This window comes from Streptomyces aureus (genome assembly GCF_001418135.1).
Classification (GTDB): domain Bacteria; phylum Actinomycetota; class Actinomycetes; order Streptomycetales; family Streptomycetaceae; genus Streptomyces; species Streptomyces aureus_A.
In genome coordinates, this window is record NZ_LIPQ01000093.1 from 20,493 (window position 1) to 34,120 (window position 13,628).

Consider the following 13,628-nt stretch of genomic DNA (forward strand, 5'->3'; position numbering starts at 1 on the left):
TCAACCACAGCCTTCCGATCACCGAGAGCGAGGCCGCTCGTGGTCCACCAGATCGACCCTTCGTTCGTCGCGCTGCCCCTGCGGGCGCTCGCCGACGCGGCGCTCGCCCGAGCGCGCGCGCTCGGTGCCGAGCACGCGGACTTCCGCCTGGAGCGGGTGCGCAGCGCCTCGTGGCGGCTGCGCGACGCCAAACCGTCCGGTTCCTCGGACACCACGGACCTCGGCTACGCGGTGAGGGTGGTGCACGGCGGGGCCTGGGGCTTCGCGTCCGGGGTCGACCTGACCATGGACGGCGCCGCGAAGGTCGCCTCGCAGGCGGTCGCCATGGCGAAGCTGTCCGCCAAGGTGATCGCGGCGGCCGGGTCCGACGAACGCGTGGAGCTCGCGGCGGAGCCGGTGCACGAGGAGCGCACCTGGGTCTCCTCGTACGAGATCGACCCCTTCTCCATCCCCGGCGAGGAGAAGAGCGCGCTGCTCGCCGACTGGAGTTCCCGGCTGCTGCGGGCGGAGGGCGTGGCGCATGTGGACGCCTCGCTGCTCACGGTCCACGAGAACAAGTTCTACGCGGACACGGCCGGCACCGTGACCACCCAGCAGCGGGTCCGGCTGCACCCGCAGCTCACGGCGGTCGCAGTCGACGAGACGACCGGTGAGTTCGACTCGATGCGGACGATCGCGCCGCCGGTCGGGCGGGGCTGGGAGTACCTGACGGGCACCGGCTGGGACTGGGACAAGGAGCTGGACGAGATTCCGGCGCTGCTCGCCGAGAAGATGCGGGCGCCGAGCGTCGAGGCGGGACGGTACGACCTGGTCGTCGACCCGTCGAACCTCTGGCTGACGATCCACGAGTCGATCGGGCACGCCACCGAGCTGGACCGGGCGCTCGGCTACGAGGCGGCGTACGCGGGCACCTCGTTCGCGACCTTCGACCAGCTGGGCAAGCTGGCGTACGGCTCCTCGATCATGAACGTGACGGGTGACCGGACCGCCGAGCACGGTCTCGCGACCGTCGGGTTCGACGACGAGGGCGTCGAGGCGCAGAGCTGGGACCTGGTGAAGGACGGCACGCTCGTCGGTTACCAGCTGGACCGGCGGATCGCGAAGCTCACCGGCCTCGGCCGGTCGAACGGCTGCGCCTTCGCCGACTCCCCCGCGCACGTGCCGGTGCAGCGGATGGCGAACGTCTCGCTCCAGCCGGACCCGGGCGGTCTGTCGACGGAGGACCTGATCGGGGGTGTGGAGCGCGGCATCTACGTGGTCGGGGACCGGTCCTGGTCGATCGACATGCAGCGCTACAACTTCCAGTTCACCGGGCAGCGCTTCTTCCGCATCGAGAACGGGCGGCTCGCCGGCCAGCTGCGGGACGTGGCCTACCAGGCGACGACCACCGACTTCTGGGGCTCGATGGAGCAGGTCGGCGGCCCGCAGACGTACGTCCTCGGCGGCGCCTTCAACTGCGGCAAGGCCCAGCCGGGCCAGGTCGCCGCGGTCTCCCACGGCTGCCCCTCCGCCCTCTTCCGGGGCGTCAACATCCTGAACACGACGCAGGAGGCCGGGCGATGAGCGTCAGCCACGACATCCGCCGGGGGTCCGGGGGGCGCCCCGCGGGCAAGCACAGTCTCAACACGACGCAGGAGGCCGGGCGATGAGTCGCGTCAGCAAGCCGTACGAGATCGTCGAGCGGGCCCTGGAGCTGTCCCGTGCCGACGGGTGTGTCGTCATCGCCGACGAGGAGTCCTCGGCCAATCTGCGCTGGGCGGGCAACGCGCTCACCACCAACGGTGTCACCCGCGGCCGTACGCTCACCGTGATCGCGACCGTGGACGGCGCGCAGGGCACCGCGTCCGGTGTCGTGTCCCGGTCCGCCGTGACCGTCGACGACCTGGAGCCCCTGGTGCGGGCCGCCGAGGCCGCCGCGCGTGCCGCCGGGCCCGCCGAGGACGCCCAGCCGCTGGTGACGGACGTGTCCTCGTCGCCCGACTTCACGGACGCGCCCGCGGAGACCTCCTCCGCCGTGTTCGCCGACTTCGCGCCGGCGCTGGGTGAGGCCTTCGCCCGCGCCCGGGCCGGCGGCCGTGAGCTCTACGGCTTCGCCAATCACGAGCTGACCTCCACCTATCTGGGGACGTCCACGGGCCTGCGGCTCCGCCACGACCAGCCCAACGGCACCCTGGAGCTGAACGCCAAGTCCCCCGACCGCTCACGCTCCGCCTGGGCCGGCCGCTCGACGCGGGACTTCAAGGACGTCGACCCGGCGGCGCTCGACGCCGAGCTCGCGACCCGCCTCGGCTGGGCGGAGCGCCGGATCGAGCTGCCCGCCGGACGGTACGAGACGCTGCTGCCGCCGACGGCCGTGGCCGACCTGCTGATCTACCAGCTGTGGTCCTCCACGGCCCGGGACGCGGTCGAGGGCCGTACGGTCTTCTCCAAGCCCGGTGGCGGCACCCGGCTCGGCGAGACCCTGTCCCCGCTGCCGCTGACGCTGCGCAGCGACCCGAACGAGCCGGGCCTGGAGTCCGCGCCGTTCGTCATCGCGCACTCCTCGGGCGACGACTCCTCCGTCTTCGACAACGGTCTGCCGATCGCGCCGACGGACTGGGTGCGCGACGGGAGGCTGGAGCGTCTGATCACCACCCGGCACACGGCGGAACTTACTCGCTTGCCGGTGGCTCCCGGAGCGGGGAACCTGATCCTGGACGGCGGCGGCGAGCGCTCCCTGGAGGAGATGGTCGCCTCGACGGAGCGCGGTCTGCTCCTCACCTGCCTCTGGTACATCCGCGAGGTCGACCCGGCGACGCTGTTGCTCACCGGACTGACCCGGGACGGCGTCTACCTCGTCGAGAACGGCGAGGTGGTCGGCGAGGTGAACAACTTCCGGTTCAACGAGTCGCCGGTGGACCTGCTGTCGCGGGCCTCGGAGGCGGGCCGGACGGAGAAGACGCTGCCGCGCGAGTGGAGCGACTGGTTCACCCGGGCCGCGATGCCCGCCCTGCGGATCCCCGACTTCAACATGAGCTCGGTCAGCAAGGGGGTCTGACCCACCTAGACTGAGACGACCTTTCCCACCGGCATCACAAGGAGACGGACGACGTGACCGACATCGTCGACGAGCTGAAGTGGCGTGGGCTCTTCGCCCAGTCCACCGATGAGGACGCACTGCGCAAGGCTCTCGCGGACGGTCCCGTCACCTTCTATTGCGGTTTCGACCCCACCGCGGCCAGTCTCCACGTCGGCCACCTGGTCCAGGTCCTCACCGTCCGCCGGCTCCAGCGGGCCGGGCACCGGCCGCTGGCGCTGGTCGGCGGGGCCACCGGGCAGATCGGTGACCCGCGGCCGACGGCCGAGCGCACCCTGAACGACCCCGAGACGGTCGCGAACTGGGTGAACCGGCTGCGGACGCAGATCGAGCCGTTCCTCTCCTTCGAGGGGGAGAACGCCGCGGTCATGGTGAACAACCTGGACTGGACCGCCGGCATGTCGGCGATCGAGTTCCTGCGGGACATCGGCAAGCACTTCCGGGTCAACAAGATGCTGACCAAGGACTCCGTGGCCCGGCGTCTGGAGTCCGAGCAGGGCATCAGCTACACCGAGTTCAGCTACCAGCTGCTGCAGGCCATGGACTTCCTGGAGCTGTACCGCCGCTACGGCTGCACGCTCCAGCAGGGCGGCTCCGACCAGTGGGGCAACCTGGTGGCCGGCCTCGACCTGATCCACCGCCTGGAGCCGGGCGTCGAGGCGCACGCGCTCGCGACCCCGTTGATGGTCAAGGCGGACGGCACCAAGTTCGGCAAGACCGAGAGCGGCGCCGTCTGGCTCGACCCGGAGATGACCACGCCGTACGCGTTCTACCAGTTCTGGCTGAACGTGGACGACCGGGACATCTCGACGTACATGCGGATCCTGTCCTTCAAGTCCCGCGAGGAGCTCGAGGAGCTGGAGCAGCAGACCGCCGAGCGTCCGCAGGCCCGCGCTGCGCAGCGCGCGCTGGCCGAGGAGCTGACCGCCCTGGTGCACGGCGCGGACCAGTGCGCGGCCGTCATCAACGCCTCCAAGGCGCTGTTCGGCCAGGGCGACCTGGCGGAGCTGGACGAGGCGACGCTGGCCGCCGCCCTGTCCGAGCTGCCGCACGCGCGGGTGACGGAGCTGGGTCAGGTCGTCGACCTGTTCACCGAGGTCGGTCTGGCCCCGAGCAAGTCGGGTGCCCGCCGTACGGTGAAGGAGGGCGGGGCGTACGTGAACAACGTCAAGGTCACCGCCGAGGACGCCGAGGTGTCCGCGGACGAGCTGCTGCACGGCCGCTGGCTGGTGCTGCGGCGCGGCAAGAAGAACCTGGCGGCGATCGAGTTCGCCGGCGCGTGATCCCGTAGCACCGCACGGACATGCCGGGAGGCCCGGTACGGCACCTCAGGTGCCGTACCGGGCCTCCCGTGTTCCCGTGGGCGCTAGGCCCGCTGTCTGTTGCCCTTGACCGAGGCCCAGAGCATGTCGCCCACCCCGACCACGGCGACGGCGCCGAGCAGCTGGAGAAGGTGGCGGGTCCAGTCGATGCCCTTGGTCTCGTTGACACCGATCCAGGTCGCGACGGCGTTGCCGAGGACGCTGCCGAGAATGCCGAACACGGTGGTCAGCCAGAGCGGGATCTGCTGCTTCCCGGGCAGGATCGCCTTCGCGATCAGGCCCAGGACGAATCCCACGATGATCGCCCACAACCAACTCATCGTCGCCTCCTTGTACGCATGTGCGCCCAGTCTCGGCCCCTCCGTCATACGACGCATGTCGGACAGCGCCATACGTGCCCCGGTCTCGTCGGCGTGGCGGGGCGGGCGTACCGTGGAAAGAGGTCCGGACCTGGGAGAGTCCGGCGCGACCGGTGGGTGGTGAACGGCGATGTCGAAGCGAGGCGGGAGCGAGGTCTTCCGGATCACGGGGGCCCGGCAGGGGCTCGCGGACGACGTCCGGGGGCGGCAGCGGCGCTACGTCATCTCGATGACGGTCAGGACCCTGTCGGTGATCGCGGCCGCGGTGCTGTGGAACGTCGAGCGGCACGTGGCGATCGTGGCACTCGCCCTGGGCATACTGCTCCCCTATGTCGCGGTGGTCATCGCGAACGCGGGGCGTGAGACGGCTCCGTCCCTTCCCTCCACCTTCGTCCCCACTCCGGTACGGCCCGCGCTCGATGGCGCGAAGGCCTCTGCGGACGGGGACACGGAGCGACCGTAAGGCCGGAACCGATCACGGACAGTGGCCGGAAAGCTCAAGAAAAGCTCAGATCAATCGTGAAGTTCCGGTGCACCACACCCTATGTGCCGTGACATACTGCCTACGCGCTCCGCATCCCCCGTCGGAGCGACGGACCGATGCCGGGCAGCTCCCCCCGTGGCTGCTCGGCATCGCCCTTGCTGGACAATGATCAGGTGAGCGAAGAGAAGCCGATCTGTTCCGCCAAGGGCTGCCGCGCCGACGCCGTCTGGGTGCTCGCGTGGAACAACCCCAAGCTGCACACGCCCGAGCGTCGCAAGACGTGGCTCGCGTGCGAAGAGCACCGGGAGCATCTGTCCCAGTTCCTGGGTGTACGGGGTTTCCTCAAGGACGTCGTGCCGCTGGCCGACTGGGAGTCCTCCGAGGCCTGATCCGACAGACGGACCCCCGGCCCGAGGACTCCCCGCTCAGCCGCCGATCGCCGACATCGGGCGGTCGGGCTGGAGGAACTCCGGGTCGTCGAGGCCGGAGCCGGCCTTCTTGCCCCACATCGCCTTCCGCCAGAGCTCCGCGACCTCCGCGTCGGAGGCGTCCGAGCGGAGCGTGGCCCGCAGGTCGGTCTCCTCGGTGGCGAACAGACAGGTGCGCACCTGGCCGTCGGCAGTGAGCCGGGTGCGGTCGCAGGCCCGGCAGAACGGCCGGGTGACGGAGGCGATGACGCCGACCGTGTGCGGTCCGCCGTCCACGACCCAGCGCTCGGCGGGTGCCGAGCCCCGCTCGTCGGCGCCTTCCGGCGTCAGGGTGAAGCGGGTGCGCAGGGACTCCAGGATGTCCCCGGCGGTGATCATGCCGTCGCGCTTCCAGCCGTGCTGGGCGTCCAGCGGCATCTGCTCGATGAAGCGGAGCTCGTAACCCTCGGCGACCGCCCAGGCGAGCAGGTCGGGGGCCTCGTCGGCGTTGAGCCCGGGCATGAGGACGGCGTTGACCTTGACCGGGGTGAGGCCGGCGTCGCGGGCGGCGGCCATGCCGTCGAGGACGTCCTGGTGACGGTCCCGCCGGGTGAGGGTCTTGAAGACCTCGGGGCGCAGGGTGTCCAGGGAGACGTTGACCCGGTCGAGACCGGCGGCCTTCAGGGCGGCGGCGGTGCGCTTCAGACCGATGCCGTTGGTGGTGAGGGACATCCGGGGGCGCGGCTCCAGGGCCGCGCAGCGCTCGACGATGCCGACGAGGCCGGGACGGAGCAGGGGCTCGCCGCCGGTGAAGCGGACCTCGGTGACGCCGAGGTCGGTGACGGCGATGCGGATCAGCCGGACGATCTCGTCGTCGGTGAGCAGATCCGGCTTCGCGAGCCACTGGAGGCCCTCTTCCGGCATGCAGTACGTGCAGCGGAGATTACAGCGGTCGGTGAGCGAGACGCGCAGGTCGGTGGCCACCCGGCCATAGGTGTCGATGAGCACTGTGGGCCCCCTCCCCGTCGTTGCGGTTGCGTGTGGTTCGAGCCTACGTGAGCGGGCGGCCCACGAGCAGGGCAGATTGTCACGAGGACCGAAGCGGCCGCGTCGTAGAACTCTACGACGCGGCCGCCCGGGGATCGCGGACCGTATACGGTCGACTGCGCTCCGGTCAGTGCTTGACCGCGGCGGCGACCCCGACCCCGGTGAGGGACTTGACCTCCAGCTCCGCGTACTTGCCGGCGTCCGGCTCCTCCTTGGAGAAGAGGGAGCCGAGCCAGCCGAGGAGGAAGCCCAGCGGGATCGAGACGAGGCCGGGGTTCTCCAGCGGGAACCAGTGGAAGTCCACGCCCTTGAACATCGAGGCCGGGCCGCCGGAGACGACCGGGGAGAAGAGGACGAGGACGACGGAGGAGATCAGTCCGCCGTAGATCGACCAGAGCGCGCCCTGGGTGGTGAACCTCTTCCAGAACAGCGAGTAGAGGATCGTCGGCAGGTTGGCCGAGGCGGCGACCGCGAAGGCGAGGGCGACCAGACCGGCGACGTTGAGGTCGCGGGCGAGTGCGCCGAGTGCGATCGAGACGATGCCGATGAGGACGGTGGACCAGCGGGCGGCCCGCATCTCCTCCTTCTCGGTGGCCTTCCCGCGCTTGATCACGTTCGCGTAGATGTCGTGCGCGAAGGACGAGGACGAGGCCAGGGTCAGTCCGGCGACCACGGCCAGGATGGTGGCGAAGGCGACGGCGGAGATGACGGCGAGGAGGATCGCGCCGCCGGTGGAGCCGGAGCCGCCGCCGACCTCCAGGGCGGTGAGCGGGGCCGCGGTGTTGCCCGCCTTGTTGGACGCCTTGATGGTGTCGCCGCTGAGCAGGGCGGCGGCGCCGAAGCCGAGGACGATCGTCATCAGGTAGAACCCGCCGATGATGCCGATGGCCCAGTTGACCGACTTACGGGCGGCCTTGGCGGTCGGCACCGTGTAGAAGCGGATCAGGATGTGCGGCAGACCGGCGGTGCCGAGGACGAGGGCGATGCCGAGGGAGAGGAAGTCCAGCTTCGAGAGGGCGCTGACGCCGTACTTGAGGCCGGGCTCCAGGAAGGCGTCGCCCTTGCCGCTGTTGGTGGCGGCGGCACCGAGCAGCTGCGAGAGGTTGAAGTCGAACTTCAGCAGGATGAGGAAGGTGATGAGGAGGGTGCCCGCGATGAGCAGGACGGCCTTCACCATCTGCACCCAGGTGGTGCCCTTCATGCCGCCGATCGTCACGTAGACGATCATCAGGACGCCGACGAGGGCGACGATCGCGATCTTGCCGCCGTCGCTGGTGATGCCGAGCAGCAGCGAGACGAGCACGCCCGCGCCCGCCATCTGCGCGAGCAGGTAGAAGATCGAGACGACGATGGTGGAGGTGCCCGCAGCGGTACGGACGGGCCGCTGGCGCATCCGGTAGGCGAGGACGTCGCCCATCGTGAACCGGCCGGAGTTGCGCAGCGGTTCGGCGACCAGGAGCAGCGCGACGAGCCAGGCGACCAGGAAGCCGATCGAGTACAGGAAGCCGTCGTAGCCGTAGAGGGCGATGGCGCCGCTGATGCCGAGGAAGGACGCGGCGGACATGTAGTCGCCGGAGATCGCGAGGCCGTTCTGGAAGCCGGTGAACTGACCGCCGCCGGCGTAGAAGTCGGCGGCGCTGCGGGTCTGGCGGCCGGCCCAGACGGTGATGATCAGGGTCGCGACGACGAAGGCGCCGAAGAGGGCGATGATCAGCGGTCGGTGCTCGCTGGTGGCGTTGCCCGCCGCCAGCAGGACGGGGGTGCTCATGCGTCGCCCTCCATGCGCTTTCTGATGGCGTCGGACTGGGGGTCGAGCCGGTTCGCCGCGTGCCGCGAGTAGAGCCAGGCGATGAGGAAGGTGGTGGCGAACTGGCCGAGGCCGAGGACGAGGGCCACGTTGATGTTGCCGAAGACCTTGGTCCCCATGAAGCCGCCCGCGTAGTTGGAGAGCAGCACGTACAGCAGGTACCAGGCGATGAAGGCCAGGGTGAGCGGGAAGGCGAAGGAGCGGTACGTACGGCGCAGTTCGCCGAACTCAGCGCCCTCCTGCACCTCGACGAACTGTTCCGTCGTGGGCGTTACGGGAGCGGATGCGGCCTCCGTCCCGTTTCTGGGCGGCGGCGGTGCTTCGGTAGCCACGGAATCTCCTCGTGACGCGGGGACGGACGGCATGGTCAAGGGGGCCTCACCAGGGGTGCGGGATCCGGGGCTCCGGGTGGAGCCCCTCCCCTGACCAACGGCACGGAGCGGACCGGGAAGTGGTTCACACGAGAGATTTCTTCGGTCAGATCTTCATGAAGTCTTCTCAACTCATTGAACGGCATGGAAGATCAGCGATAGCTTCACTCGTCATGCACCTGCCTGCGCGTAAACCCGCGCGCGGGCAGTACATACGGATGATGTGGAGAACCCATGGCTCATCTGGGATCGAGGCGCGGCCGAGCTCTTGCTCTGCCGGTTGGTCTCGCGCTCACGGCCTCGCTCGGCTTCCTTCCCTCCGGCGCCGCCTCCGCCGCGGAACTGAGTGACGCACCGGCGGCGACGGTGGTGACGAACGGCCCGAAGCTGACGTACGTCGTGAACGTCGCGGGTGGCCGCTGGACCGCCGCCTCGGTGAAGAAGGCGATCGCCGCCGCGGGCGGCGAGGTGGTCATCTCGTACGACCAGATAGGCGTGATAGTCGTCCACTCGCAGAACCCCGAGTTCGCGAAGACGATCCGTCAGGCCCGCGGTGTGGTGTCGGCCGGTGCGACCCGTACCGCCCCGCTCTCCGCGCAGACCGACAACTCGGTCGGCGAGGGCACCCAGGAGCTGTCCGCGGCCGAGGCCAAGGCCGCCACGGCCCGGGCGACCGACGAGCAGGACGCGCTGGAGCCCCTGCAGTGGGACCTTCCGGCGATCAAGGCGGACAAGGCCCACCAGAAGACGCTGGGCAGCAAGCGCGTGACCGTCGCCGTCATCGACACGGGCGTCGACGACACGCACCCGGACCTGGCGCCGAACTTCGACGTCAAGGCCTCCGCCAACTGCGTGTCCGGCAAGCCGGACACCACGGCCGGCTCGTGGCGCCCCAACCCGGGCGAGAGCGACCACGGCACCCACGTCGCCGGTACGATCGCGGCCGCCAAGAACGGCATCGGCATCACCGGTGTCGCCCCGGGCGTCAAGGTCTCCGGCATCAAGGTGTCCACCCCGGACGGCTTCTTCTACACCGAGGCCGTCGTCTGCGGCTTCATGTGGGCGGCCGAGCAGGGCGTCGAGATCACGAACAACAGCTACTACACCGACCCGTGGATGTTCGCCTGCAAGAACGACGAGGACCAGAAGGCCCTCATCGAGGCGGTCACCCGTGCGACCCGCTACGCGGAGCACAAGGGCACGGTCAACGTCGCGGCGGCCGGCAACTCGAAGTTCGACCTCGCGGCCGACTCGATCGTCGACAACAGCAGCCCGAACGACACCACTCCGGGCGACCGGGTCATCGACCCGAAGGAGTGCCTGGACTACCCGGCCATGCTGCCGGGTGTCGTGACGGTCTCCGCGACCGGAGCCAAGGACCTCAAGGCGTCCTACTCCAACTACGGTCTCGGCGTGATCGACGTCTCCGCCCCCGGCGGTGACCGCACCGAGTACCAGACGCCGGACGCCCCGGCGGTCAACGGCCGCATCCTGTCGACCACGGTCAACGGCGGCTACAACTACAAGGCCGGTACGTCGATGGCGGCGCCGCACGCGGCGGGCGTCCTGGCGCTCATCAAGTCGACGCACCCCTACGCGAGCCCGGCGGCCCTCAAGGCGCTGCTCTACGCGCAGGCCGACGACCGCGCCTGCACCAACCCGTACGACATCGAGGGCGACGGCAAGATCGACGCCGTCTGCGAGGGTGGCAAGAACAAGAACGGCTTCTACGGGGCCGGTCTGATCGACGCGCTGGACGCCGTCCGCCGCTAGTCGACGAGTGAGTGAGCGAGGGCCCTGGTGCGGTGTGCCGCACCGGGGCCCTTCGCATGTCCCGTGGCACCGAGTGCCATAGTGCGGTCCATGGACAACACGCTGCGCACCGGTACGGAGTTGTTGTGGTCGGCCCTCGGCGGTGATCCCGCCCTGGTGGACCGGGTGGAGTACGGCGGGCCCGCGGGACTGCTGGCCGCGCGGCTGCCCGTGATGGAGCTGGCCCGGGCGGCGGTCGCCGTCGCCGGGCTCGCCGCCGTCGAGCGGGCCGGGCTCCCGGGACCGGTCCGCGTGGACGACGGGGCCGTCGCCACGGCTTTCGTGAGCGAGCGTCATCTGAGGGTCGACGGGCGGGCGCCGGTGAGCTTCGCGCCACTCTCCCGGTTCTGGCGGGCGGCCGACGGCTGGATCCGTACGCACGCCAACTATCCGCACCACCGGGCGGCGTTGCTGACCGCGCTCGATGTGCGGGAGGAGTCGGTGGAGGCCGTGGCGGCGGCGATCGGGGAGCGCCGGGCGATCGAGGTCGAGGCGGCGGTGTACGCGGCCGGGGGCCTGGCCGTCGCCCTGCGGACGCCCGCGCAATGGGCGGCGCACGGGCAGGGCCGGGAGGTGGCGGCGCGGCCGCTGCTGACCCGGGAGCGGCTCGACGAGGCCCCGCCCCGGCGCCGCGGCGGCCCGCTGCGGGTTCTGGACCTGACCCGGGTGATCGCCGGGCCGGTCGCGACCCGGACGCTCGCGCTGCTCGGCGCCGACGTGCTGCGGATCGACCCGCCGGGCAACCCCGAACTGCCGGACCAGCACGCGGACACGGACGTCGGCAAGCGGACCGCCGCGCTCGATCTGGACCGGCCGTCGGACCGGCGTACCTTCGGGGAGCTCCTGGACGCGGCCGACGTGCTGGTCACCGGCTACCGGCCGGGCGCGCTCGACCGTTTCGGCCTGCACCGCCCGGGTCTCGTCACCGCGCGGCTCTCGGCCTGGGGCGACTACGGGCCCTGGGGCGGGCGGCGCGGCTTCGACAGCCTGGTCCAGGTGGCGACCGGTATCGCGACGACCGAGGGTTCGGCGGAGCGGCCGGGCGCGCTGCCGGCGCAGGCCCTGGACCACGGGAGCGGCTATCTGCTGGCGGCGGCGGTCCTGAGGTCGCTGACCGAGCAGGACCGGGACGGCGGCACGCGGCTCGTCCGGCTCGCCCTCGCCCAGACGGGGCACTGGCTGACGCACGCGCTGCCGCGGTACGAGCCCGAGCGGTACGTCACGGAGTCGGAGGGCCCGCTCGGGCATCTGCGGCACGCGCTGTCGCCCGTCGCGTACGAGGGCGGCCCGACGGGCTGGTCACGCCCGCCGGGTCTCCAGGGCGGGGACGACGCCGTCTGGACGACGGCTTGACGGGGACGACGCCGTCTTGACTACGGCTTGACGAGCACCTTGAGCGCGGTGCGCTCGTCCATCGCCCGGTAGCCGCCGGGGACGCCGTCGAGGCCGACGGTCAGGTCGAAGACCGGCGACGGGTCGATGGTGCCGTCGAGGACGTCCGGGAGCAGCTCCGGGATGTACGCGCGCACGGGGGCGACGCCGCCGCGCAGCGCGATGTTCCGGTCGAACATGACGGACAGGTCGAGTCCGGTGCCGCTGCCGTGCGGGACGCCGACATAGCCGATCGAGCCGCCGTCGCGGGCGATGGCGACGGCGGTCCGCATGGACTGCTCGGTGCCGACGGCCTCGATGACGGCGTGGGCGCCCTGACCGCCGGTGAGCTCGCGGACGGCGGCCTCGGCGGCCTCGCCGCGCTCGGCGACGACGTCGGTGGCACCGAAGAGGCGGGCGATGTCGGTACGGGTGGTGTGCCGGCCGAGCGCGATGATCCGCTCGGCACCGAGGCGCTTGGCGGCGAGGACGCCGCAGAGGCCGACGGCGCCGTCGCCGACCACGGCGACCGTGGAGCCCTCGCGGACCCCGGCGCCCAGGGCGGCGTGGTGGCCGGTGCCCATGACGTCGGAGAGCGCGAGGAGCGCGGTCAGCAGGTGGTCGTCCGAGGCGGCGTCGGCGGGGAGCTTGACGAGGGTGCCGTCGGCGAAGGGGACGCGGACGGCCTCGCCCTGACCGCCGTCGGAGCCGACCGAGCCCCAGAAACCGCCGCTCGGGCAGGAGGTCTGGAGGCCCTCGGCGCAGTAGTCGCAGGTGCCGTCGGACCAGACGAAGGGGGCGACGACGAGGTCTCCGGCGGTGAAGCCGGTGACGTCGGAGCCCGCCGCCTCGACGATGCCGAGGAACTCGTGGCCGATGCGCTGGCCGGGCTGCCGGGCGGACTCGCCGCGGTAGGCCCACAGGTCGCTGCCGCAGATGCAGGCGCGCAGGACCCGCAGGACGACGTCCGTGGGGTCCTGGATCACCGGGTCGGGCACGTCCTCCACGCGCATGTCGAACGGGGCGTGGATGGTGGTGGCGCGCATGAGGAGCGGTCCTTGCTGTCAGACGGTTGTACGACGTTCACCGTACATCGCGTGCAGCGCTCCCGCCGTCAGCAGGTACTGCGCCGCGATGTAGGTCAGCATGACCCAGAAGTCGGGCGCGGGCAGCTGGGGCCACGCGGCGACCCCGGTGGCGATCAGGGTGTCGGACAGCAGGAAGAGCGCGCCGCCCAGTCCCGCGAGGAGACCGAGGGAGCTCGCGCGGTACGCCATGGCCGTCAGGAGCAGGGAGTAGCCGGCGACCGGGACGCGGAGGTCGGCGGGGAGGTCGGGCCAGAGGAGCACGACGGTGCCGGTGAGGGCGACCGCGTACACGACGCCGAGCGCCGGGGACGTACGCCGTCGTCCGAAGAGGAACAGGTAGCAGACGTGGCCGGCGGCGAAGGAGCCCATGCCGACGAGGAAGGCCCGGTCGGTGTCGGAGAGCAGGAACACGTCGCCGCCCCAGCCGAGGAGCAGCGCGGCGGTCAGCGGCTTGGGGGCGCCCCGGCTGACGGCGTACGCGGCG

General features: G+C 71.1%; 13 protein-coding genes. 7 read left to right on the forward strand and 6 right to left on the reverse strand.

Annotated features, from left to right (window positions below; genetic code table 11):
- The first annotated feature begins 39 nt into the window (after nucleotides 1–39).
- From AOK00_RS09545 to tyrS, 3 genes are all read left to right on the forward strand, one after another.
- On the forward strand, nucleotides 40–1,563 hold the full coding sequence (locus AOK00_RS09545; RefSeq protein ID WP_055599878.1) for a TldD/PmbA family protein: 1,524 nt from the start codon (nucleotides 40–42) through the stop codon (nucleotides 1,561–1,563).
- Nucleotides 1,564–1,645: 82 nt separating this feature from the next.
- Nucleotides 1,646–3,037: a metallopeptidase TldD-related protein gene (locus tag AOK00_RS09550; protein WP_055599879.1), complete on the forward strand. Its 1,392-nt coding sequence runs from the start codon at nucleotides 1,646–1,648 to the stop codon at nucleotides 3,035–3,037.
- A 53-nt stretch (nucleotides 3,038–3,090) separates the two neighbouring features.
- Nucleotides 3,091–4,359, forward strand: a complete 1,269-nt coding sequence (tyrS, locus tag AOK00_RS09555) for a tyrosine--tRNA ligase (RefSeq protein WP_055599880.1) — start codon at nucleotides 3,091–3,093, stop codon at nucleotides 4,357–4,359.
- An 83-nt stretch (nucleotides 4,360–4,442) separates the two neighbouring features.
- On the opposite strand, the gene AOK00_RS09560 is transcribed toward tyrS, so the two are convergent.
- Nucleotides 4,443–4,718 (reverse strand): GlsB/YeaQ/YmgE family stress response membrane protein, encoded by a 276-nt coding sequence (locus AOK00_RS09560; protein WP_055599881.1) that lies wholly within the window; start codon nucleotides 4,716–4,718, stop codon nucleotides 4,443–4,445.
- A 169-nt stretch (nucleotides 4,719–4,887) separates the two neighbouring features.
- Between AOK00_RS09560 and AOK00_RS09565 the strand changes: the two genes are divergently transcribed.
- Together AOK00_RS09565 and AOK00_RS09570 are read left to right on the forward strand one after the other, a co-directional pair.
- A complete protein-coding gene (locus AOK00_RS09565) occupies nucleotides 4,888–5,220 on the forward strand; it encodes a DUF3099 domain-containing protein (protein ID WP_055599882.1) in 333 nt (110 codons plus the stop codon).
- A gap of 194 nt (nucleotides 5,221–5,414) precedes the next feature.
- Nucleotides 5,415–5,630 carry a hypothetical protein gene (locus AOK00_RS09570; RefSeq protein ID WP_055599883.1) on the forward strand — a complete coding sequence of 72 codons (216 nt, stop codon included), beginning with the start codon at nucleotides 5,415–5,417 and terminating at the stop codon, nucleotides 5,628–5,630.
- Nucleotides 5,631–5,666: 36 nt separating this feature from the next.
- Here the strand turns inward: AOK00_RS09570 and moaA are convergent, their stop codons facing one another.
- From moaA to AOK00_RS09585, 3 genes are all read right to left on the reverse strand, one after another.
- The gene (gene moaA, locus AOK00_RS09575) at nucleotides 5,667–6,656 is read right to left on the reverse strand and encodes a GTP 3',8-cyclase MoaA (protein WP_055599884.1); all 990 of its coding nucleotides are present in this window, start codon (nucleotides 6,654–6,656) and stop codon (nucleotides 5,667–5,669) included.
- 166 nt (nucleotides 6,657–6,822) lie between these two features.
- Nucleotides 6,823–8,463 (reverse strand): solute symporter family protein, encoded by a 1,641-nt coding sequence (locus tag AOK00_RS09580; RefSeq protein ID WP_055599885.1) that lies wholly within the window; start codon nucleotides 8,461–8,463, stop codon nucleotides 6,823–6,825.
- Nucleotides 8,460–8,834, reverse strand: a complete 375-nt coding sequence (locus AOK00_RS09585) for a DUF485 domain-containing protein (protein WP_030322716.1) — start codon at nucleotides 8,832–8,834, stop codon at nucleotides 8,460–8,462. The genes AOK00_RS09580 and AOK00_RS09585 overlap by 4 nt, the downstream gene beginning before the upstream one ends.
- 273 nt (nucleotides 8,835–9,107) lie before the next feature.
- On the opposite strand from AOK00_RS09585, the gene AOK00_RS09590 reads away from it, so the two are divergent.
- Nucleotides 9,108–10,646 carry a S8 family peptidase gene (locus tag AOK00_RS09590; RefSeq protein ID WP_055599886.1) on the forward strand — a complete coding sequence of 513 codons (1,539 nt, stop codon included), beginning with the start codon at nucleotides 9,108–9,110 and terminating at the stop codon, nucleotides 10,644–10,646.
- 90 nt (nucleotides 10,647–10,736) lie between these two features.
- Nucleotides 10,737–12,038, forward strand: a complete 1,302-nt coding sequence (locus AOK00_RS09595; protein WP_055599887.1) for a CoA transferase — start codon at nucleotides 10,737–10,739, stop codon at nucleotides 12,036–12,038.
- A 20-nt stretch (nucleotides 12,039–12,058) separates the two neighbouring features.
- Here the strand turns inward: AOK00_RS09595 and AOK00_RS09600 are convergent, their stop codons facing one another.
- Together AOK00_RS09600 and AOK00_RS09605 are read right to left on the reverse strand one after the other, a co-directional pair.
- Complete coding sequence (locus AOK00_RS09600; protein ID WP_055599888.1) at nucleotides 12,059–13,102, reverse strand: zinc-dependent alcohol dehydrogenase family protein; 1,044 nt, start codon at nucleotides 13,100–13,102, stop codon at nucleotides 12,059–12,061.
- An 18-nt stretch (nucleotides 13,103–13,120) separates the two neighbouring features.
- Nucleotides 13,121–13,628: lysoplasmalogenase (locus tag AOK00_RS09605; protein WP_055599889.1), on the reverse strand; the 508-nt coding region annotated here is incomplete at its 5' end.